The organism is Kribbella sp. C-35 (assembly GCF_046549195.1).
In the GTDB taxonomy this organism is placed as follows: Bacteria; Actinomycetota; Actinomycetes; order Propionibacteriales; family Kribbellaceae; genus Kribbella.
The window spans coordinates 237,456-256,697 of sequence record NZ_JAJPWG010000001.1; the positions used below are offsets into that span (position 1 = coordinate 237,456).

Annotated in this window: 19 protein-coding genes; 8 read left to right on the forward strand and 11 right to left on the reverse strand. The window is 67.6% G+C overall.

Features of this window, described 5'->3' with window-relative positions; translation table 11 throughout:
* Positions 1 to 41: 41 nt before the first annotated feature.
* The 4 genes from ACLJOO_RS01190 to ACLJOO_RS01205 form a co-directional block, all read right to left on the reverse strand.
* On the reverse strand, positions 42 to 2,027 hold the full coding sequence (locus ACLJOO_RS01190) for an alpha-galactosidase (protein WP_410784876.1): 1,986 nt from the start codon (positions 2,025 to 2,027) through the stop codon (positions 42 to 44).
* The gene (locus tag ACLJOO_RS01195; protein WP_410784877.1) at positions 2,024 to 2,845 is read right to left on the reverse strand and encodes a carbohydrate ABC transporter permease; all 822 of its coding nucleotides are present in this window, start codon (positions 2,843 to 2,845) and stop codon (positions 2,024 to 2,026) included. The genes ACLJOO_RS01190 and ACLJOO_RS01195 overlap by 4 nt, the downstream gene beginning before the upstream one ends.
* A complete protein-coding gene (locus ACLJOO_RS01200) occupies positions 2,842 to 3,609 on the reverse strand; it encodes a carbohydrate ABC transporter permease (protein WP_410784878.1) in 768 nt (255 codons plus the stop codon). Before ACLJOO_RS01200 ends, ACLJOO_RS01195 begins: the two co-directional genes overlap by 4 nt.
* 173 nt (positions 3,610 to 3,782) lie before the next feature.
* The gene (locus ACLJOO_RS01205; RefSeq protein WP_410784879.1) at positions 3,783 to 5,066 is read right to left on the reverse strand and encodes an ABC transporter substrate-binding protein; all 1,284 of its coding nucleotides are present in this window, start codon (positions 5,064 to 5,066) and stop codon (positions 3,783 to 3,785) included.
* 212 nt (positions 5,067 to 5,278) lie between these two features.
* Here ACLJOO_RS01205 and ACLJOO_RS01210 point away from each other — a divergent pair, with 212 nt between their 5' ends.
* The 4 genes from ACLJOO_RS01210 to ACLJOO_RS01225 are packed head-to-tail and all read left to right on the forward strand — an operon-like array spanning position 5,279 to position 8,653.
* Positions 5,279 to 6,001: an SDR family NAD(P)-dependent oxidoreductase gene (locus ACLJOO_RS01210; protein WP_410784880.1), complete on the forward strand. Its 723-nt coding sequence runs from the start codon at positions 5,279 to 5,281 to the stop codon at positions 5,999 to 6,001.
* An 11-nt stretch (positions 6,002 to 6,012) separates the two neighbouring features.
* On the forward strand, positions 6,013 to 6,738 hold the full coding sequence (locus ACLJOO_RS01215; RefSeq protein ID WP_410784881.1) for a FadR/GntR family transcriptional regulator: 726 nt from the start codon (positions 6,013 to 6,015) through the stop codon (positions 6,736 to 6,738).
* A complete protein-coding gene (dgoD, locus tag ACLJOO_RS01220) occupies positions 6,735 to 7,880 on the forward strand; it encodes a galactonate dehydratase (protein WP_410784882.1) in 1,146 nt (381 codons plus the stop codon). The genes ACLJOO_RS01215 and dgoD overlap by 4 nt, the downstream gene beginning before the upstream one ends.
* Positions 7,874 to 8,653, forward strand: a complete 780-nt coding sequence (locus ACLJOO_RS01225; protein WP_410784883.1) for a hypothetical protein — start codon at positions 7,874 to 7,876, stop codon at positions 8,651 to 8,653. Before dgoD ends, ACLJOO_RS01225 begins: the two co-directional genes overlap by 7 nt.
* A gap of 2 nt (positions 8,654 to 8,655) precedes the next feature.
* On the opposite strand, the gene ACLJOO_RS01230 is transcribed toward ACLJOO_RS01225, so the two are convergent.
* Complete coding sequence (locus tag ACLJOO_RS01230) at positions 8,656 to 10,446, reverse strand: exo-alpha-sialidase (protein WP_410784884.1); 1,791 nt, start codon at positions 10,444 to 10,446, stop codon at positions 8,656 to 8,658.
* A gap of 127 nt (positions 10,447 to 10,573) precedes the next feature.
* On the opposite strand from ACLJOO_RS01230, the gene ACLJOO_RS01235 reads away from it, so the two are divergent.
* Positions 10,574 to 11,194, forward strand: coding sequence for a bifunctional 4-hydroxy-2-oxoglutarate aldolase/2-dehydro-3-deoxy-phosphogluconate aldolase (locus ACLJOO_RS01235; protein WP_410784885.1), 621 nt, complete (start codon positions 10,574 to 10,576; stop codon positions 11,192 to 11,194).
* 237 nt (positions 11,195 to 11,431) lie between these two features.
* Positions 11,432 to 12,415 (forward strand): sugar kinase, encoded by a 984-nt coding sequence (locus ACLJOO_RS01240; RefSeq protein ID WP_410784886.1) that lies wholly within the window; start codon positions 11,432 to 11,434, stop codon positions 12,413 to 12,415.
* Here the strand turns inward: ACLJOO_RS01240 and ACLJOO_RS01245 are convergent.
* The 3 genes from ACLJOO_RS01245 to ACLJOO_RS01255 are packed head-to-tail and all read right to left on the reverse strand — an operon-like array spanning position 12,412 to position 13,868.
* Positions 12,412 to 13,032 carry a dihydrofolate reductase family protein gene (locus ACLJOO_RS01245; RefSeq protein ID WP_410784887.1) on the reverse strand — a complete coding sequence of 207 codons (621 nt, stop codon included), beginning with the start codon at positions 13,030 to 13,032 and terminating at the stop codon, positions 12,412 to 12,414. The two genes, ACLJOO_RS01240 and ACLJOO_RS01245, sit on opposite strands and share 4 nt — an antisense overlap.
* Complete coding sequence (locus ACLJOO_RS01250) at positions 13,032 to 13,523, reverse strand: SRPBCC family protein (protein ID WP_410784888.1); 492 nt, start codon at positions 13,521 to 13,523, stop codon at positions 13,032 to 13,034. The genes ACLJOO_RS01245 and ACLJOO_RS01250 overlap by 1 nt, the downstream gene beginning before the upstream one ends.
* 3 nt (positions 13,524 to 13,526) lie before the next feature.
* Positions 13,527 to 13,868, reverse strand: a complete 342-nt coding sequence (locus ACLJOO_RS01255) for an ArsR/SmtB family transcription factor (RefSeq protein ID WP_130383899.1) — start codon at positions 13,866 to 13,868, stop codon at positions 13,527 to 13,529.
* A gap of 100 nt (positions 13,869 to 13,968) precedes the next feature.
* Between ACLJOO_RS01255 and ACLJOO_RS01260 the strand changes: the two genes are divergently transcribed.
* Positions 13,969 to 14,616, forward strand: coding sequence for an MSMEG_1061 family FMN-dependent PPOX-type flavoprotein (locus ACLJOO_RS01260; protein ID WP_410784889.1), 648 nt, complete (start codon positions 13,969 to 13,971; stop codon positions 14,614 to 14,616).
* 1 nt (position 14,617) lies between these two features.
* On the opposite strand, the gene ACLJOO_RS01265 is transcribed toward ACLJOO_RS01260, so the two are convergent.
* Positions 14,618 to 15,148, reverse strand: coding sequence for a helix-turn-helix domain-containing protein (locus ACLJOO_RS01265; RefSeq protein WP_410784890.1), 531 nt, complete (start codon positions 15,146 to 15,148; stop codon positions 14,618 to 14,620).
* A 55-nt stretch (positions 15,149 to 15,203) separates the two neighbouring features.
* Between ACLJOO_RS01265 and ACLJOO_RS01270 the strand changes: the two genes are divergently transcribed.
* The gene (locus tag ACLJOO_RS01270) at positions 15,204 to 16,106 is read left to right on the forward strand and encodes an alpha/beta hydrolase family protein (RefSeq protein WP_410784891.1); all 903 of its coding nucleotides are present in this window, start codon (positions 15,204 to 15,206) and stop codon (positions 16,104 to 16,106) included.
* Positions 16,107 to 16,113: 7 nt separating this feature from the next.
* On the opposite strand, the gene ACLJOO_RS01275 is transcribed toward ACLJOO_RS01270, so the two are convergent.
* Together ACLJOO_RS01275 and ACLJOO_RS01280 are read right to left on the reverse strand one after the other, a co-directional pair.
* Entirely contained in the window at positions 16,114 to 17,580 is a 1,467-nt protein-coding gene (locus ACLJOO_RS01275) for an ATP-binding protein (protein WP_410784892.1), read from the reverse strand.
* A complete protein-coding gene (locus ACLJOO_RS01280; RefSeq protein WP_410784893.1) occupies positions 17,580 to 19,241 on the reverse strand; it encodes an FAD-dependent oxidoreductase in 1,662 nt (553 codons plus the stop codon). The genes ACLJOO_RS01275 and ACLJOO_RS01280 overlap by 1 nt, the downstream gene beginning before the upstream one ends.
* Position 19,242: the final 1 nt, after the last annotated feature.

Here is a 19,242-nt window from a genome sequence, read left to right on the forward strand (position 1 = left end):
TTCCCCTTCAAGAGAGAGCACTGTCGTTGAGCGGAACGGGGTCAGTCGAGGTGCTCGACGACCAGGCAGTGCGAGTCGGCGGAGTCGTCGAACGCGACCCCGACCTGCAGCAGGTAGCTGCCCGGGTAGGTCTCGTTGCCCACCCGGTAGTTCTTCGCCGGATCCAGCCCGGCCAGCGGCACCCGCCGCGGCCGGGTCGGCAACGTACCGCGCACGTTGCCGTCGCCGGTCTCCCACAGGAACACCACGGACCGCGTCGCGCCGACGTACTGCACGCCGGCCGTCAATCCGTAGACCTTGCTTTCGGCAATCAACTCCCGAAAACCCTTGTACTGCTCGATATGGCGTGCTGCGGTCTTCAGCTGGTCGTCGGTCCAGTGCGACAGATCCGCGCCGATCCCGAGTACGCCGGCCATCGCGACGTGGAACCGGAAGCCGAGCGACCGCTCACGACCGTCGTGCGTACCTTCGGCGTCAGTGACCCAGGAACTCATCAGGTGCGGCGCGAACCCGGTCCGGAAGCCTTCCTGAATCCGGAGCCGATCCAGCGGAGCCGTGTTGTCACTGGGCCACAACGTGTCGACCCTCGAGGCTATCCCCAGATCCACCCGCGCACCACCGCCGGCACAACCTTCGACGGAGACCTCCGGGTGCTGGGACCTGAGCTTCTCGAGGATCTCGTAGAGGTTGGCAACCACGCGCCCGTCGAGGTCCCGGCGTTGGTCGCCGCTGTCCAACCGCGGCCGGTTGGCGTCCCACTTCAGGTAGGAGATGTCGTACGACGAGAGCAGCCGATCGAGTGTGCTCCAGATGAACTCCGCTACGTCGTCCCGGCTCAGATCGAGCAGGAGCTGGTTGCGGATCAGGATCGGATCGCGCGCCGGCGTACGCAGGATCCACTCCGGGTGCTCGGCCGCCAGCCGCGACTTCGGACTGACCGACTCGGGCTCGATCCACAACCCGAAATCAAGGCCGAGCCCTCGCAGCTGGGCGATGAAGCCGTCGAGCCCGTTCGGGAACTTGGCCGGATCGACCTCCCAGTCCCCCAGCCCGCCGGTGTCGTCCGACCGTCCGACGAACCACCCGTCGTCCACCACGAACGTCTCGACGCCGATCCCCGCCGCCCGCCGCGCCAGCCCGAGCTGATGGTCGGCGCGAATGTCGAACTCGGTCGCGAACCAGGAGTTGTACAACACCTTCGGAACACGTTTTCGCGACGCGGCCCGCTCGTACTCGTGGAACACCCGTGCCAACCCATCGGCGCCCTCGGCACTGCACGCACCAACGGCCTTCGGCGACACCCACGTCTCCCCCGGCTCGAGCCGCAACCCCAGACTCGACGACGTCCGACCTGCCTGGATCCGCACCAGGCCGGTCGTGTCCGCGTCCGCCGACATCTCCCACGACCCGGACCACGCAAGCTGTACGCCATACGCCAGGTCACCATCGACAACCAGGTACGGCGAGTACGAGTGCCCGGTGATCCCCTGCGCGCTCCCGATCGTGAACCGCCCGCGCGGCAGCGTCACCGAGGCCTGCTGGAACTCGCTGTTCCACTCGCCCCACAAGTACTTGACGGTGTTCCCACCCGGCACCACAAACCCAGCTGACTCATGCCGATGCAGCGTCAGCTCGTCAGTTCCCTCGTTGTCCACGGAAACCCACCGCTCCACCACATCCCCAACCACCCGGTAGTGCAGTACAAGCCGCACACCCCGCACCCCGTCCAGGAACACCAACTGAAGACGAGAGGCTTCGACGGATGCTTCGGCGAAGACCGGGCGCAGTTCGTCGGACCCGTCCGGTCCACTCACCACCAGATCCACCGGTGCCGTGTACCGCACCCCACGAACGGCGTACTCCAGCGGCTCCACGTCAGCCCGCGGGACGAAATGCTCCGTCCCGACAACCTCAACAGGCGCGAGACCGTCGTGCGGACCCCAAGCAACCAGCTGCGCCCACAACCCGTGATCCGGTACGCCGACGACGTACGAGGTCGTCGTACCGCGCAAGGTCCAGGTCCTCACTTGACCGCTCCGATCGCCAGCCCGCCGACGAAGTGTTTCTGGAAACGAAGGAACACCGCCACCGTAGGCACCGCTGCGATCACCGTGCCGGCGGCGATCACGTTCCACGACGACACGAACAGGCCTTGCAGCCCGAGCAGCGCCGGCGTGACCGGCATCTTCTCGCCGGAGCGGATCACCGTGATCGACCACAGCAGGTCGTTGAAGATCCACGTGAACGACAGCGCCCCTAGCGCCGCTAGCGCCGGACGGGTCAGCGGCAGGATCACACTCGAGTAGATGCGACCCGGCCCCGCCCCGTCGATCGTCGCCGCCTCCTGGATCTCTCGCGGCAGATCCCGCATGAACCCGTGCAGCACGAACGTATAGAACCCCAGCCCGAACCCGACATGGACCGCGATCAGCGCGATCAGCGTGTCGTAGTACCCGATCAGCTCCACGAACCGGGAGATCGGGATCAGCAGGATCTGCGGCGGCAACAGGTTCCCCATCAACATCAGCAACAGGATCGTCCGCCGGAACGGGATGCTGTAGCGAGCCAGCCCGTACGCCGCGACCGACGCCAGCCCGAGACTGAGCAGAACGGCCGGGATCGTCACCAGCAGGCTGTTGATCAGCGCCCGGAACTCGTCCGCGTCCTCCCACGCCGACTTGTACGTCGAGAACGTGAACGAATGCGGCAGCGATCCCAGCCCGTTCGCGGCGACGTCGTCGAAGCTGCGGAACGAGATCACGATCACCCAGAGGATCGGCGCCACCCACAGGAACGAGATCAGCCCCATCGCGACGTGGTAGCCCGACGTACGCAGGCGGTTCATGCTTCCTCCCGGAAGGCACGGATCAGGTAGCCGAGGATCACGGCCAGGGCGAGCAGGAAGATCACCACGGCGAGCGCGGAGGCGTAGCCCAGCTGGGTGGACTGGAACGCCGTCGAGTACATGTACGTGCTGAGCAGCTCGGACGAGTGGTACGGCCCGCCCTTCGTCATCGACCAGACGATGTCGAAGGACCGCAGCGAGTCAATGACGATCACCGACAGTACGACGGAGTTGACGCCCTTGAGCTGCGGGATGGTGACGTACCGCGTCCGCTGCCAGGCGGATGCGCCGTCGACCTTCGCGGCCTCGTAGAGCGCGGGATCGACCGCCTTCAGGCCGGCCAGGTACAGCACCATCACGTACCCGATCTGGCGCCACAGGGCCGGCACGATCACGGCGTACAGCGCGGTGTCCGGGTCGGCCAGCCACGGGCGGATGAAGTTGCCGAGGCCAACGGTCCGGAACACCGTGTCGACAAGTCCATCCGGCTGGTAGAACACCCGCCAGATCAGCGCGGTGACCACCAGCGAGAACACCACCGGGGTGAACAGGGCAGCCCGGTAGATCCCGACGCCACGGCGCTCCCGCTGCAACAGGAGCGCCATCCCGAACCCGCCGATCACACTCAACCCGCCGAACAGCACGAGCCAGATCGCCGTGTTCTTCAACGCCGTCCGGAAGATCGGATCCGACACCATGTCGGAGAAGTTCCCGAACCCGACAAACCGAGGCGCCGACAACCCGTCCCAACTCGTCAAGGCCAACCAAAACCCCTGCACAGCAGGCCAAAACACCCAAACAGCCTCAACAACAAACGGCACCAACACAAACGCAAGAATCAGAGGAGACACGCGCCGGGGTCCCGAGCGTTTGGTACGACGCGACCCGGCAGCCGGACCGTTCCCGGTCCGGCTCCGTGGTTCCACAGCTGTAGCCGTCACGCCTTGAAGACCTTCTCGGCGGCTGCCTGCCAGTCCTTGAGGATCTTGTCGATCTGGTCGGGCTTGTCGAGGAACTTGGTGAGGGCGGCGTCCGCGGTCGGCTGGAGGGCGTCGGACGAGTCGCGGTTGAAGAACTGGGTGAGCTCGGCGGCGCCTTCGATCATCGCCTTGCCCTTTTTCACCAGAGCGGTGTCCGCCGACTTGCCTTCCGGGTTCGCGGGAATCGCCGTACCGGACGAGCTCTGCACGTAGATGTTCTGCGCCTCCGGCGTCGCCAGCCAGGTCAGGAACTTCTTCACGCCGTCGACGTCCTGCACCTTCTTCGAGGCGAAGTACCCGTCCGTCGGCGCCTCTTCGGCGACCGGTACGGCGGGATCGATAATCGGGAACTGGAAGAAGTCGATGTCGTCCAGCGCGTCCTTCGGCGCCGAGTCCGCGAAGAACGTCCCGATCAGGAACATCCCGGTCTTGCCCGCGAGCAGCGCCGATGTCGCCTCCTGGAACGGGAACGACTTCCCCTTCGGGTCGAAGTACGGCAGCACCTCACGCCACTTGGTGAAGACCGCCTTCACCTTCGGGTCGGTGAAGTTCCCCTGGCCGGCCAGTAGCTCCCGGTGGAACGGCGCGCCGTTGATCCGGATGTTCAGGTAGTCGAACCACGCCGACGCGACCCACGGGGTGTCGCCGAGCCCGATCCCGATCGGCGGAATCCCCTTGCCCTGAATGGTCTTGCACACGGCGACGAACTCGGCCCAGGTCTTCGGCGGCGTCACGCCCCACTTGGCGAAGTTCGACTTCCGATAGAACATGCCCCACCAGTAGTAGCTGGTCGGCACGAAGATCTTCTGCCCGGCGCTGCTCGTCGACAGCGTCTGCATCGCCTTCGAGTAGTTGCCCATCGATTCCCAGACGCTCGAGACGTCGAGCAACAGGTCCTTCTTCGCGTACGAGTCCGCGACCGAGCCGGCGTACCAGGTGTAGACGTCCGGCGGGTTCGCCGATGTCAGGTACGTCGGGAGCTGGGTCCGGAAAATCTCCGACGCGACCGTGTTCAGCTTGACCTGGGATCCGCCGGTCTTGTTGTACGCGGCCACGAGTTTCTCCATCGCGGCCTTCGCCTGCTCACTGGAGAGGTTGGACTGCAGCGCCAGCTCACCAGTCGCCCCGCTGCTACTGCCCGGACTCTTCGTCGATGTCGCGCACCCCGGTACCAGGGTCGCTGCCCCGAGCAGTCCGAGTCCCTTGAGGAAAGTCCGCCGATCTGCTGCCAGACCCGTCATGCCCGCTCCTGAGTTCTGCTCGACGGTGATGCCAGTCGAGTACGTGGTCCTTGTTGCCGACGATCTTGCGGCGAGCCGTCCCGGGTGTCAATATTAATTCGTAAATTACGAGCAAATCGCTTGACCGGGTACTCTCCTACACGGTCAACTGGTTCATCGTTGGAAGCGGCCTGCCTCCGTGCTTGGGTAGGAGCAGATCGAAGGAGGCGCAGGTGCGGCTGGCTGGGCGGGTGATCGTGGTGACCGGGGCTGCGTCGGGAATCGGCGCGGCCTGCGCCGAGCGAGCGCTGACCGAGGGCGCGCAGGTCGTGCAGGTCGACGTACATCCTTGCAAGGACGTGCCGGGCAAGGCGATCAGCGTCGTCGGCGACGTGTCGTCGCAGGACACCTGGGCGGAGGTCCGCTCCCGCGGCCGCGACGAGCTCGGCCCGATCGACGGCCTGGTCAGCAACGCGGGCTTCGCCGACGTGAAACCGGCCCACGAGCTGTCGCCGCCGGCCTGGCAACGCCAGCTCGACGTCAACCTGACCGCCGCGTTCCTCGGCTTCCAGTCGCTGTACGACGACCTCGTGGCGAACGCCGGCTCCGTCGTACTCGTGTCTTCGGTGCACGCGATCGCGGGTCTGCCCGGACATCCGGCGTACGCCGCGACCAAGGGCGCGCTGGTCTCGCTGGGACGACAGCTCGCGGTCGAGTACGGTCGCTCGATCCGGGTGAACACCGTCCTTCCGGGGCCGATCGTGACCGCGATGTGGGACCGGGTCGACGCCGAAGGTCGTGAGCGCAGCGCGCAGGCGACCGCGCTCGGGCGGCTCGGGCAGCCGGACGAGGTGGCTCAGGCAGTCGCGTTCCTGTTGTCGCACGAGGCGTCGTACGTGACTGCCGCCAGCCTGGTGGTCGATGGCGGATGGTCCGCAACGAAGGACTCGGCGTGAGGGAGAGCGGTATGACGGGGATTCAGCGCGGGGTGTCGCGGGGCTTGCACGGGCAGATCGTGGAGGTGATGGCGGAGCGCATCCTGTCCGGTCAGATCCCGGAGGGGGCGACCATCAACGTGACCGAACTGCAGTCCGACCTCGGCGTCAGCCTGACCGCCGTACGCGAGGCGTTGAAGGTACTGACCGCCAAGGGACTGGTCGACGCGCGGCAGAAGCGCGGCACGTTCGTCCGGCCGCGCTCGGACTGGAACCTGCTCGACGCGGACATGATCCGCTGGCACTTCAAGGACGCCGACGCCCGGCCCGAGCTGCTCGAGGAACTGCACGAGGTGCGCGGAATCGTCGAGCCGGCCGCGGCCCGGCTGGCCGCGCTGCGAGCCGACGATGCGGACGTCGCGGCACTCGACGAGGCGCTCGCGGCGATGGAATCCGCAGGTGACAACGTCGCCGCGGCGGCCGCGGACATCGCGTTCCACCGTGCGTTGCTTGCGGCCACGGGCAATGAGCTGCTGACCAAGATGGAAGTGATCATGGAAACCGGGCTCGCCGACCGCGACCGGCTGGTGCACAAGGTGAAGCCGTCGGACGACCCGGTGCCGAGTCACCGGCGCGTCGTGGACGCGGTCCGCGCGCACGACCCCGAGGGCGCCGAGCTCGCGATGCGGGAACTGCTCGCGAAGGCGGCCGAGGACCTGACCGAGGTCCGCGGATCGAGCCGGCGGCGGCGCCGGTGAAGATCGAGAGGATCGAGACCTTCCTGGTTCCGCCGCGGTGGCTGTTCTGCCGCATCGAGACCAGCGACGGAGTCGTCGGGTGGGGCGAGCCGGTCGTCGAAGGGCGCGCCGAGGTTGTCCGGGCCGCGATCGACGTACTGTCGGAGTACCTGATCGGCCAGGATCCGCTGCAGATCGAGCGGCACTGGCAAGTGTTGACGAAAGGCGGGTTCTACCGCGGCGGACCGGTGCTCAGCAGCGCGGTCGCCGGGCTCGACCATGCGCTGTGGGACATCGCCGGCAAGGTGTACGGGGCTCCGGTCGCAGCGCTCCTCGGCGGGCGGGTCCGGGATCGAGTCCGCGTCTACGCGTGGGTCGGCGGGGACGAACCGTCCGCGATCGGCGAGTCCGTCGCGGAGCAGGTCGCGGCCGGGATGACGGCCGTGAAGATGAACGCCAGCGGGCAGATCCAGGCCTCGCCGTCCGTTGCCGAGATCAACGACATCGTCAACCGGCTCGCTGCTGCTCGTGCAGTCCTGGGGGATTCGCGGGACGTCGCGATCGACCTGCACGGGCGGGTCGGCGTGGCGGCGGCGCGGCGGATCCTGCACGCGGTCGAGGACCTGCAGCCGATGTTCGTCGAGGAGCCGGTGCTGCCGGAGCAGATGGCGCACCTGTCCTCGGTCGTGGAGGCCTCGACGGTCCCGGTCGCACTCGGTGAACGGCTCTATCACCGGGCCGACTTCATGGCGCCGTTGAACGCCGGCGTCGCGGTCGTGCAACCCGACGTCTCGCACGCGGGCGGGATCTCCGAGCTGCGGCGGATCGCCGTACTCGCGGATGCGCACGGGGCCATGCTTGCGCCGCATTGTCCCCTCGGACCGATCTCGTTGGCGGCTTCGTTGCAGGTGTCGTTCGCGACGCCGAACTTCCTGATCCAGGAGCAGAGCCGGGGCATCCACTACAACGTGACAAGCGACCTCACGTCGTACGTCGTGGATCCGGCGCCGTTCACCTGGGTCAACGGTCACGCGGAGTGGAATCCCCTGCCCGGCTTGGGAATCACGGTCGACGAGGAAGCCGTCCGCGCCGCAGACCGAACCGGCCACACCTGGCGCAACCCGGTCTGGACCCACGAAGACGGCTCCTTCGCCGAATGGTAACGGTCGATCTCGTCGACGGTGGTCGTTGGACGTCGCTTCAGCTCGCAGGGCGCGAGTGGCTCTGGGCCGGACCCGGCCTGATCACCGGTCCGCGCACCGGTCTCGCCACCTTCATCGACGCCGGCGGCCTCGACGAATGCTTCCCCACCGTCCGCGGCACCCCCGACCACGGCGGCCTCTGGAACCAGCCCTGGGACAGCACGGTGACCTACGACGACGCGATTCTGACTCGGGCGTTCACCCCGGGCCTGGATACCGTCACCGTCGACTACCACCTCGAGGCAGCCCCTGGCTATCGGTTCGTATGGGCCGCACACGCGCTCCTCGACTGCGTGCCCGGCGCAACCATCTCCGCCCAACCCGGGACGGAGTGCCGCCTGTATCCGGAGGCTGCCCCGTGGCTGCCGTGGACCTGGCCGGACGACACCGCCTGGGTGACCGCTGTCTGGCCGACCCTTCTCGAACTCGGAACCTTCGGCCCCACGGACGGGACTGCTGCCGGCGCGGTTCTGGTGGACTGCCCGACGGTCTCGGTCCGCGACCGCGGCGCCGAGCTCACGACGACCTTGAGTTGCCCGGGGCAACCAGTCTCCACCGCCCTCTGGCGTAACCAGGGCGGGTTCCCGGACGATGCGCCGTACCGGAGTCTCGGGGTCGAGCCGATGCTGGGCCGCGTGTTCGACCTGGCAACCGCCGGTCCGGGCGATGCCGCCGTGGTGCCGGAGAGCGGTGAACTGACCTGGCGGTTGACACTGTCCGCCAGGCCAGTCTGATGTCACCCCAGCGGCAGATCGAGTACGGCGTTGGGCACCGACGTGCTGTTCGCGGTGCGGATGCTGTTGATCTCCGTCGCGGTCAGAGCACGTTTGTAAATCCGGACCTCGTCCATCGAGCCGTCGAAGTGGTGCGCTCCGTCCAGGCGTTGCCCGACGTACATCTTGAAGGGTCGGCCCGGACTGACCGATCCGGCCGGGGCCGTGACGCTCGCAGCCTGCACGCCGTCGACCCAGATCGAGAGGGTGCCGGCCTTGCGTTGCAGGGCGACGTGGTGCCAGGCGTTGTCGTTGTAGGCCTTCGTCGTCTGCACGGCCGCCGTATTGCCGCCGGTGGTGATCAGGCCGCGGATGCGACTGTCCTCGGGCTCTGCGCGGAGCCAGAACTGCGAGAACTCGTTGATGTTGTAGCCCCAGAAGATCGCCTGAGGTCCGGTGCTGGCGCCGTACTTGATCCACGCCATCGCGGTGAAGTCACCGGCGCCGACCGCGAGCGATTCGGCGAACGGGAGCTGGATCGCATCGTCGACGCCGTCCAGGTCTCGCGCTTGGCCGAACTTGCCGGCCACGGCCGTGGTACCGCCGCGCAGGTAGCTGTCGTTGTGCAGGCCGGAGACGTCGGGCGTCGTGGCGCCGAGCGGCGCGTCAGGGTGACCGATGTCGTTCTCGGTGAAGCGGGCGAAGCGGATCTGGTCGCGCGCGTCGACCGTACCGCCTTCGTACAGCAGGCCGATCTCGCCGGTGTCGAGGATCGCCATGTCGGAGTATCCCGACCAGTCGCTGGTGATTCTGGTGCCCTCGGCAACGGTCTGCCAGGTCTTGCCTTCGTCGAAGCTGGACCGGATCGTCATGTACCTGCGCCGGTCGGGATCCGCCGGGGCCGCGAACAGGAGACGGTTGTACTTGTCGCCTTGATCGACCGCTCGCAGACGCTGCAGCGACCCTTGAACGACAGGCGTTGTCAGGCCCGCGATGGTCGCAAACGGCGCGGAAAACGTTTGACCGCCGTCGTTGCTGACCGCGGCCATCCGGCTCGCGCCCGACGTACCGGCGTTGTTGCGAGCACCGGCGTACACACCGCCGTCGACCTTCTCGACGACGCTGATCTCCTGCGGGGTGGCGTCCGAGCGGAGGTCGGTCGCGCCCTTGTGCCACGTCTCGCCATGGTCGTCGCTGTAGACGAGTTGACCCGCGTTCTGGCCGGCGCCGTTGTCGTAGTTGGTGCCCGCGACCAGACGTCCGGCGTGGGCGCCGCGGGCGAGCTGGATGCCGTGCACGGGCCCGGTCGCGTACCAGCCCCAGGCCGGATCGTCGATCTGGCCGCCGATGTTCTTCGCCTTGCTCCACGTCTTCCCGTCGTCATCACTGACCTGCACGTACGGCGTACGCGGACGGCTCGTCGTACCGGGGTCCATCGTGCTCAGCAGCACGATCCGGCCGGTCTCGTAGTCGACGATCGGCGCCGCGTTGCCGCGGGTGGCGACCGCGTTCGGGTCGGTGTCGGTGCCGGAGAGGACGGTCTGGGTCGCCGACCAGGTGCGGCCGTCGTCCTCGGAACGGCGCAGGACGAGGTCGATCTCCTGGGAGTCCGCGCACCACGCGCGGCGGGCCTCGGCGAACGCGAGCAGCGTGCCGGCCTTGGTCTTCACGATCGCGGGGATGCGGTAGCACCCGAAACCGGCGTCCCCTTTGTCGAACAGCACCGTCTGGGTAACGGCGGCTTGGGCGGGCTGGATCGTCAGGGCTGGGACGGCCAGCGCGAGGACCGTCAGCAGGGCTTTGAGCTTAGGCATGAGCGGATGCCTCCTGAAAGTAACCAACGGGGCGGTTGTCTACTTCGAAATTTAGCCACACATTCGGCGTCCACACCAGAGCTCATGGGACGTCCTATGTGTTCATCCATCACATAGGTTGGGGATTATGGATCTGCATGCCGAACTCCGGAGCCGGAAACTGCTCGCGATCATCCGCGCCGACGGGGCGGACACCGCCTTCGCCTGCGTGCAGACCCTCGTCGAGGCCGGCATCACGGCGCTCGAGGTCTCGCTCACCACGCCCGGCGGCGTCGAGGCGATCGCCAAGGCGCGTGCGCAGTACGACCCGAACATCCTGATCGGCGCCGGTACCGTCGTCACCGCCGCCCAGGCCGACGAGGTCGCCGCCGCCAACGCCGACTTCACCGTCACGCCCGCGATCACCCGCGGCGCCTACCGCTCGGTCGAGCTCGGCCTGCCGCTGTTGTGCGGCGCCCTCACGCCCACCGAGGTGGTCGCCGCGCTGGATCTCGGCGCCACCGCCGTCAAGATCTTCCCAGCCAAGGTCTACGGCCCCGGCTACCTCTCCGAACTCCGCGCACCCCTCCCCGACGCGCCGCTGATCGCGGTCGGTGGCATCGACGCGGTGTCCGCTCCGAAGTACCTCGCCGCGGGCGCTCTCGCGGTCGGCGTCGGCTCCCCCCTCCTCGGCGACGCCGGCACCGGCGGCTCCCTCTCCGAGCTCGCCATCCGAGCCAGCACCTTCCGCACTGCCCTCAACATCTAACCCACCACCCACCCAACCCCCGCGCCCCTGACCACCCCGCCCCACCATCCCGCCGCATTTGCTGGGTAGACCAGGCAATTTGCCTGGTCTACCCACGAGATGCTGGGTTCTCCACCCTCAACAACGGTGTGGAACCCTGCATCTGATGGGTAGACCAGGCAAATGCGACTGGGCCGGAGCGGAGACCGGGGCTCGGGGTTTCCGCGGGTGGCCGCAGTATTGAACGGAGTACGTGGAATGACGGACTTGCTGACGCTCGGCGAGACGATGGTGTCGGTGCGGACCGCGCGCCCGATGCGGCTCGGCGGGGATGCGCATCTCTCGATCGCCGGCTCCGAGAGCAACGTGGCGATCGGCGTCGCGCGGCTCGGGCACGACGTCACCTGGCTGAGCGCCGTGGGCAACGACGAACCCGGCCGGCTGATCGAGCGCACCCTCCGCGCCGAGAACGTCGGCACGCGGATCCGGTTCTCCGAGGACGCGTTCACCGGGTTCATCGCGTTCGACCAGCCGTCGCACGACATCACCCGCGTGAGCTACCACCGCCGGGGCTCGGCCGCCTCCACGTTGACGCCCGACGAGACCACCGCGGCCATCGATGCGTTGGCCCCGACCCTGCTCCACGTCACCGGCATCACCCCGGCGCTCTCCGACACAGCACGCGCCGCGACACTGGCCGCCGTACGCACGGCCTTCGCAGCAGGCGCCCAGGTCTCACTCGACGTGAACTACCGCGCCCGCCTCTGGACCCGCCCCGAAGCAGCCACTGCTCTCCGCGAACTCCTCCCCCACGTCCACACCGTCTTCGCATCCGACGACGAGCTAGATCTCCTCACCGACGCCAACGACCCGATCGCCGACCTCCTGAAGTCAGTCGACACCGTCGTTGTAACAGCCGGCGGAAAAGGCGCCTGGTCCCACACCAGAGCCACCGCTGGTACGCCGGCCGAGGCGCACACCGTCGACGCACCCCCGACCGAGGTGCAGACGATCCACAGCCCCGCGCTTCCGGTGACCGTCGTCGACAGCATCGGCGCCGGCGACGCGTTCGTCTCCGGCTACCTCTCCGCCACCCTCGACAACCTCGCCCCCGACGCCCGCCTGACCCGCGCCACCACCTCAGGCGCCTTCTGCGTCACGGCGTACGGCGACTGGGAGTCCCTCCCCACCCGCCAAGACCTCACCCTCCTGACCCACACCCAAGGCACCGCCCTCCGCTAGCGCTCCCGGACCGCGTAGGTCAGGTGTGTCACGTTCGGGGAGTGTTCTGCGTGGACCTGCTCCAGGGCTATGCGGCTCGCGTCCACGCCCTCGAACAAGCGGATTCCGGAACCGAACAGCACCGGCGACAAGGCGACCGAGAACTCGTCGATCAACCCGGCGTTCAGGTACTCCAGGATCGTCGCACCCCCTCCCGCGATGCGTACGTCGCGGTCGCCCGCGGCTTCACGAGCCTGCTCGAGCGCGGCCTCGATGCCGTCGTTGACGAAGTGGAACGTAGTCCCACCCGGCCGCTCCCAAGGGTCACGTTTCTCGTGCGTCACCACGAATACCGGCGTATGAAACGGTGCCTCCTCCGGCCACATCCGCTCCCCGGCGTCGAACATGCGCTTGCCCATCACACTCGCACCAGTCCGCACGTACGTCTCCCGAGCGATGTCGTTGTCGCGCCCCTCCTCACCGCCCTTGCCGAGCTTCAAGTTCTCCCGGAAGAACCGCAACGGAAAGACCCACCGCTGCAACTCCATCCACTGCTTCCCCATCAATTCCTCAGGCGAGTCGGGCGCGATGAACCCGTCCAGCGACATCGACACACCGAAGAACACCTTCCCGGCCATCAGTCCTCCACTCCTACCCGTGAGCTGACATAAGCAGCCAGATTGCTCAGCGTCTGCCGTCCGCCCTCGATCGCGCCGTACTTCTCGACCGCCTCATCACGCAGTTCCTTGGTACGGAACACCGTGCGCATCTCGATCCGCGTCGCCGCACCGTCTAGCGTGAACGTCAGCACCGACTCGAACGCGTTCGGGTCGTCGCTGGATTCACCGTGCAGCAGCGCGATCCGCTCCGGTACGACGATCTCGGTCCACGTGATCCACTCGGCGTAGTCCGTTCCGTCCGGCCCGTGCATCACGAAGTCCCACACTCCGCCGACCCGGAATTCGAACGCCTGCGTGGTCGTGCTGAACCCGTCCGGTCCCCACCACTGCGACAGATGCCGGACCTCGGTGAACGCCTCGAACACCAACTCCCGCGGAGCGTCGATCACCCGAGAGATGACGACCTCCCGCTCGGCCGTCGCTGGTGCTTCTTGTCTTGCCCCTGCCATCGGTCATTCCTCCAGCCGTGTCTGCTTCAAGTCCTGCACGTATGCGTCCAACCGGTCGAAGCTCTCGTTCCAGAACTGTTCGAACCCGCCGGCCCACTCATGGACCGGCCGCAGCCCGCGGGCGTCCAGGCCGTACAGCCGCTGCTTACCCGCCTTGCGATCCCGCACCAGCCCCACCTCCCGAAGCACCCGCAGATGTTTGGATGCCCCCGGCTGAGTCATCCCCAACTCCTGGGCCAGCTCGGTCACCGGCCGCTCACCCGCCCGTAGCAGCACCAGGATCTCCCGGCGCTGCGGCTCGGCGATCGCGTTGAAGACGTCCGACGTCGTCGCTGCTCGTGCCATGCCCGCAATCATATGCCCATATCGGAATGCGTCAAGCAGGTGTCACGCCGGAGCCGGCCGACTCGTCCTAGACAGCGACGTCGAACAGGGAGGAGCTGTGGTGGGTCAGTGGGATGCATTGCCTGTCGTGCGGAGTGTGGCGGAGCTCGAGCAGTTCGGTACGCCGGAGCCGATCAACCGCGACAAGGTCGAGCCGCGACTGAGCGACGTACACGCCGAATGGATCGGCGGCTCGCCGCTCGTCTTCGTCGGTACGTCGTCCGCCGACGGCCACTGCGACGTCTCACCGAAGGGCGACCCACCCGGATTCGTAAAGGTGCTGGACGAGATCACCCTCGCGATTCCGGAACGTTCCGGAAACCGCCGGATGGACGGTTTCCGCAACATCCTCGAGAACCCGTACGCCGGCCTGGTCTTCGTCGTCCCCGGTCGCCCCGAGACGCTCCGGGTGAACGGTCGCGCGAGGATCGTCACGGACGGCCCGTTCTTCGACGACCTGATCGTCCGCTCACACCGCCCGCGACTCGCGCTTGTCGTCGACGTCGAGGAGGCGTTCTTCCATTGCCCGAAGGCATTCGCGCGATCCAAGACCTGGAAACCCGAGAGCTGGGACCCGACGGCGATCCGCCCGTACGCCGAGATCGCCCGCGCACTGTGGCGACAGGGCGAGTCGCTGGAATCGATCGAGGCCCGGAACCGCCCCGAGGCGCTCGACACCCAGCTCTACCCGACCACCAACCTCCCGTGAACTAGTTGTCTTCGGTCGGGAAGAGGATCGGGCTGAGGAGATAGCGGGAGCGGGCCGGCGTCGCCTCGTTCGACAGGACCGGGAGGATCGCGGCTCGCATGCCCTCGATCAGTTGGTGCAGTTCGGCTTCGGTCAGCCAGATGCCGTGCTGGCGATAGCCGACGAGGTCCGCGATCGGGTCGGCCCCGTCGCGTTCGACGTACGCGTTGAACTCCGCGACCAGCGCCGCCATCGCCGCGGCGAATCCGCGCCGGTGATCCTCGACCGTCAGCTGCTCAAGCTCCTCCGGCGTGATCGACGCGCGCGCGACCCGCAACCGGAAGCGTCGCTCGACGGCGCCACGAACCCGCCGCTCCTCCGCGACCTCGAGGATGCCGCCCTCGGCGAGCAGCTCGACGTGCCGGTACAGCGTCGCCTTCGACACCTCCGCGATCCGCTCCCCCAGCTCCGCGGTCGTCAGCTCCCGTCCACCGCGCAGCGCATGCACGATCCGCAACCGCACCGGATGTCCCAGCAGTTCCAACGGACCCATGGCGCAACAATCTCACGCCATGCTACCTTTCTCAAATCATGAGAAAGGTACGCCGATGACTTGGACTCCCCCGCCGTACGCCGATCCGGCCGGCTTCACCGAACACGACATCACCCTCGACGCGGACGGCCGAACCGTCCCGGGCACGTTGACGCTGCCCGCGCGACCGACCGGCCAAGGTGCTGTCCTGCTGACCGGCGGCGGTCCGTTCGATCGCGACGAGTCCAGTGGACCGAACAAGCCGTTGAAGGATCTCGCGTGGGGCCTGGCGACTCAGGGCGTCGCCGTACTGCGCTTCGACAAGATCACCGCGAACCGGCCCGAAGCGATGGCCGAGCCGGGCTACACGATGACCGCGGAGTACGTCCCGCACGGGATCGCCGCCGTACGGCTGCTCGCCGAGCACGTCGACCGGGTCGTTCTCGTCGGCCACAGCATGGGCGGCAAGATCGCACCGAGGATCGCCGCCGAGGAACCGCTCGTCGCCGGGGTAGTGATCATGGCCGGCGACACCGAGCCGATGCAGCACGCGGCGGTCCGCGTCATGCGTTATTTGGCGCAGACGAACCCTGAGGTGGTCTCGCCCGAGACCGTGGCCCTCTTCGAACGGCAAGCGGTCGCGGCCGACAACGTGTCCCCGGATACTCCGGCGGCTGACCTGCCGTTCGGCGCGCCGGCGTCGTTCTGGCTGGACCAGCGCGCGTACGACCCGGTCGTGACGGCCGCGAAGCTCGACGTACCGATCCTTGTCCTGCAAGGCGGTCGCGACTACCAGGTCACCGTCGCCGACGACCTCCCGGCGTGGCGCGAAGGGCTTCCCGACGCCACGATCAAGATTCTCGACGCCGACAATCACGTGTTCTTCGCGGGCCACGGCCAGTCGACGATGGCCGACTACCAGGTCCCCGGCCATCTGGACCCGGCAGTCGTCACCACGATCGTCGACTGGCTGCCTTAAGCAACCGCTAAGCAAGCAGGGCCGGGTCGGACTCCAGTTCGCGCTCCGGATCGAGGGGCAGGACGATCTTGAAGACGGTGCGGCCCGGCTCGGACTCGACGCGCAGGTCGCCGTGGTGCTTCTTCACAACGATGCGCCAGGAGATGTCGAGTCCCAGGCCGGTGCCTTCGCCGATCGGCTTGGTGGTGAAGAACGGCTCGAAGATCCGGCGCCGGATCTCGTCGGGGATACCCGGGCCGGTGTCGCCGATCTCGACGACCGCGTAGGCGCCGTCCCGGCGGGTGCGGATCGTCAGCGTCCCGGATCCGCCCATCGCGCTCACCGCGTTGTCGATGATGTTCGTCCACACCTGGTTGAGCTCCGCGGCGTACGCCGGGATCGCGGGCAGCTCGGGATCGAAGTCCTTGACGATCTCGTACCCCTGCAGCTTCCCCGACATCATCACCAGCGTCGACTTCAGCAGCTCCCGCAGATCGACGGTCTGGTACGGCGCCCGGTCGATCTGCGAATACTGCTTCGCGGCGCCGACGAGGGTCGAGATCCGGGTCACGGAGTCGTCGATCTCGTTCATCAGCGACTCGGTGTCGATCGTGTACATCAACCACCGCACCGCGCCCTCGAGGTACTTCGGGCCGACCGCCGCCAGGACGTTCTCCATCCACGGCACGTCCAGGCCCGCGGCCGCGAGCACCGGTGCCACGTCCCAGCTCGCCTGGACGTCGTGGTCGTCGAGCCAGTCCGTCAGCGTGTCCTCGCGGTCGGACAACTCCAGCGGCGGGATGTCCTTGTCCTTGTTCTTCTCCAGCCGCTCGACCGCGTCGTCCTGCAGCGCGACGATCTGGTGCAGCTTGGTCGCGTCGAGGGTGCCGTCGGCGAGCATCGCCAGCTTCGACCGCATCCCGGACACGCGCTGCCGCAACGTCGCCGCCGCCCGGACCGCGGCGGCGGCCGGGTTGTTCAACTCGTGGGTCAGACCCGCGGACAAGGAGCCCAGGGCAAGCAACCGCTCACGCTCGCCGAGCGTCTCGTTGGTCCGCCGCATGCCCATCACGAAGCCCTCGATCAGGTGCACCGCCATCGGGAACCAGGTGTTCATCATCGTCGCCATCGTCTCGGCGCTGATCACGAAGAACTCCGACGGCCCGGTCACCTGCATCGTCGCGGTGTAGGACTTGTGGTCGTTGGCGCCGAAGAACGCGTTGAACGCCCCGGAGTACACGCCGCGCTGACCGGTCCGGTTGATCTCCACGAGCTCGCCGTGCGACAGCTTGCACAGCCGAATCTCACCCGAGAGCAGGACGTAGCAGCAGGTCGCCTCGTCGCCCTCGTTGAACACGATCCCGTCGTGCACGGACTCGACGTACCCGGCTTCGGAGAGCCACTGCAGCTGCTCCTCGGTGAGGCTCTCGAAGAGGAACAGCGTGCGCAACTCGTCGGGAGTCAGCCGCCGCGGCTCCACAGCTTGGTCAGTCATCAGAGCATCTCCAGGTATCGGTGCACCAGTGTCACGGCCATCGCTCCGTCGCCGACCGCGGAGGCGACCCGCTTCACCGACTCGGCCCGTACGTCGCCCGCGGCGAACACGCCCGGCATGCTCGTCTCCAGGTGGTACGGCTCCCGCTCCAGCGGCCAGCCCGGCGGTCTGCCGTGCAGGTCGGGTCCGGTGAGCACGAAGCCTCGGTCGTCGCGGAGCAGGTCACCGGGCAGCCAGTCCGTCCGCGGAGCCGCGCCGATGAACACGAACATCCATTCCGTGTCCACCTCACGACCCTCCCCGGTCTCGCTGTTCAGCAGGGTGAGACGTTCCAGGTGCTCCGAGCCCTTACAGGAAACGACCTGCGTGCAGGTGTGCACCTCGATGTTGTCGATCTCGTCGATCTGGTCGATGAGGTACGACGACATCGTCGCGGTGAGCGATGGTCCTCTCACCAGCATATGCACGCGTTTCGCATGCCTCGAGAAATAGACCGCCGCCTGACCGGCCGAGTTCGCCCCGCCGATGATGTACACCTCGGCGCCGGCGCACGCCGGACCCTCGGTGGTGGCCGAGCCGTAGTAGATGCCACGACCGCACAGATCGTCGACACCGGGCGCCTGAAGCGTCCGGTACGAGACGCCGGTCGCCAGGATCACCGAGTGCGCCGAGATCTCGCTGCCGTCGGCGAACCGCAGCCGGCGCGCGTTCCCCAGCGTCTCGAGCCCGACGACCTGCCGCGTCGTCAGCAACTCGGCCCCGAACCGGACCGCCTGCCGCCGGGCCCGGTCCGTCAGCTGTGCACCCGACACCCCGTCCGGGAAGCCCAGGTAGTTCTCGATCCGGCTCGACTGCCCGGCCTGTCCACCGGTCGCCACTTGCTCGACCAGCACGGTCCGCAGGCCCTCGCTGGCGCCGTACACCGCGGCACCGAGCCCTGCCGGGCCGCCGCCGACCACGACCAGGTCGTAGAAGTCCTTCGCCGGCGCCGTCGACAGACCGACCTTCTGCGCCAGTTCGGCCTCGGACGGGGCGATCATCACCGTGGCGTCGGGCGTGATCACGACCGGCAGCGTCGTACCGTCCACGTCGGCGGCGTCGAGAAGCCGCTTGGCCTCGTCGTCGTCCACGTTCAGCCAGCGGTACGGCACCGCGTTGCGGGCGAGGAAGTCGCGGGCCGCGAACGACGGCGCCGACCAGCGGTGACCGATCACCCGGGTCTCGTCGCCGGACGGCTCCGGGGTCGACCGCCACAGGTCGAGCATCGCGTCGACCACCGGATACAGCTTCTCCTCCGGCGGGTTCCACGGCTTCAGCAGGTAGTGGTCGAGGTCGACCACGTTGATCGCCTGGATCGCCGCATCGGTGTCGGCGTACGCCGTCAGCAGCACCCGGCGAGCCAGCGGGAACAGGTCCATCGCGGCCTCGAGGAACTCGATCCCGGACATCTGGGGCATCCGGTAGTCGGCCAGCAGCAGCGCGACCGGTTCACCCCGGAGCTTCAGCTCCTTCAGCGCGTCGAGCGCCTGCGCCGGATTCTCCGCCCGGACGATGCGGTTCTCCTCGCCGTACCGACGGCGGAGGTCACGGGCGATCGACCGGGAAACCCCGGGATCGTCGTCGACGGTGAGGATCACCGAGCGGGTCGTTGACGCTGTCATG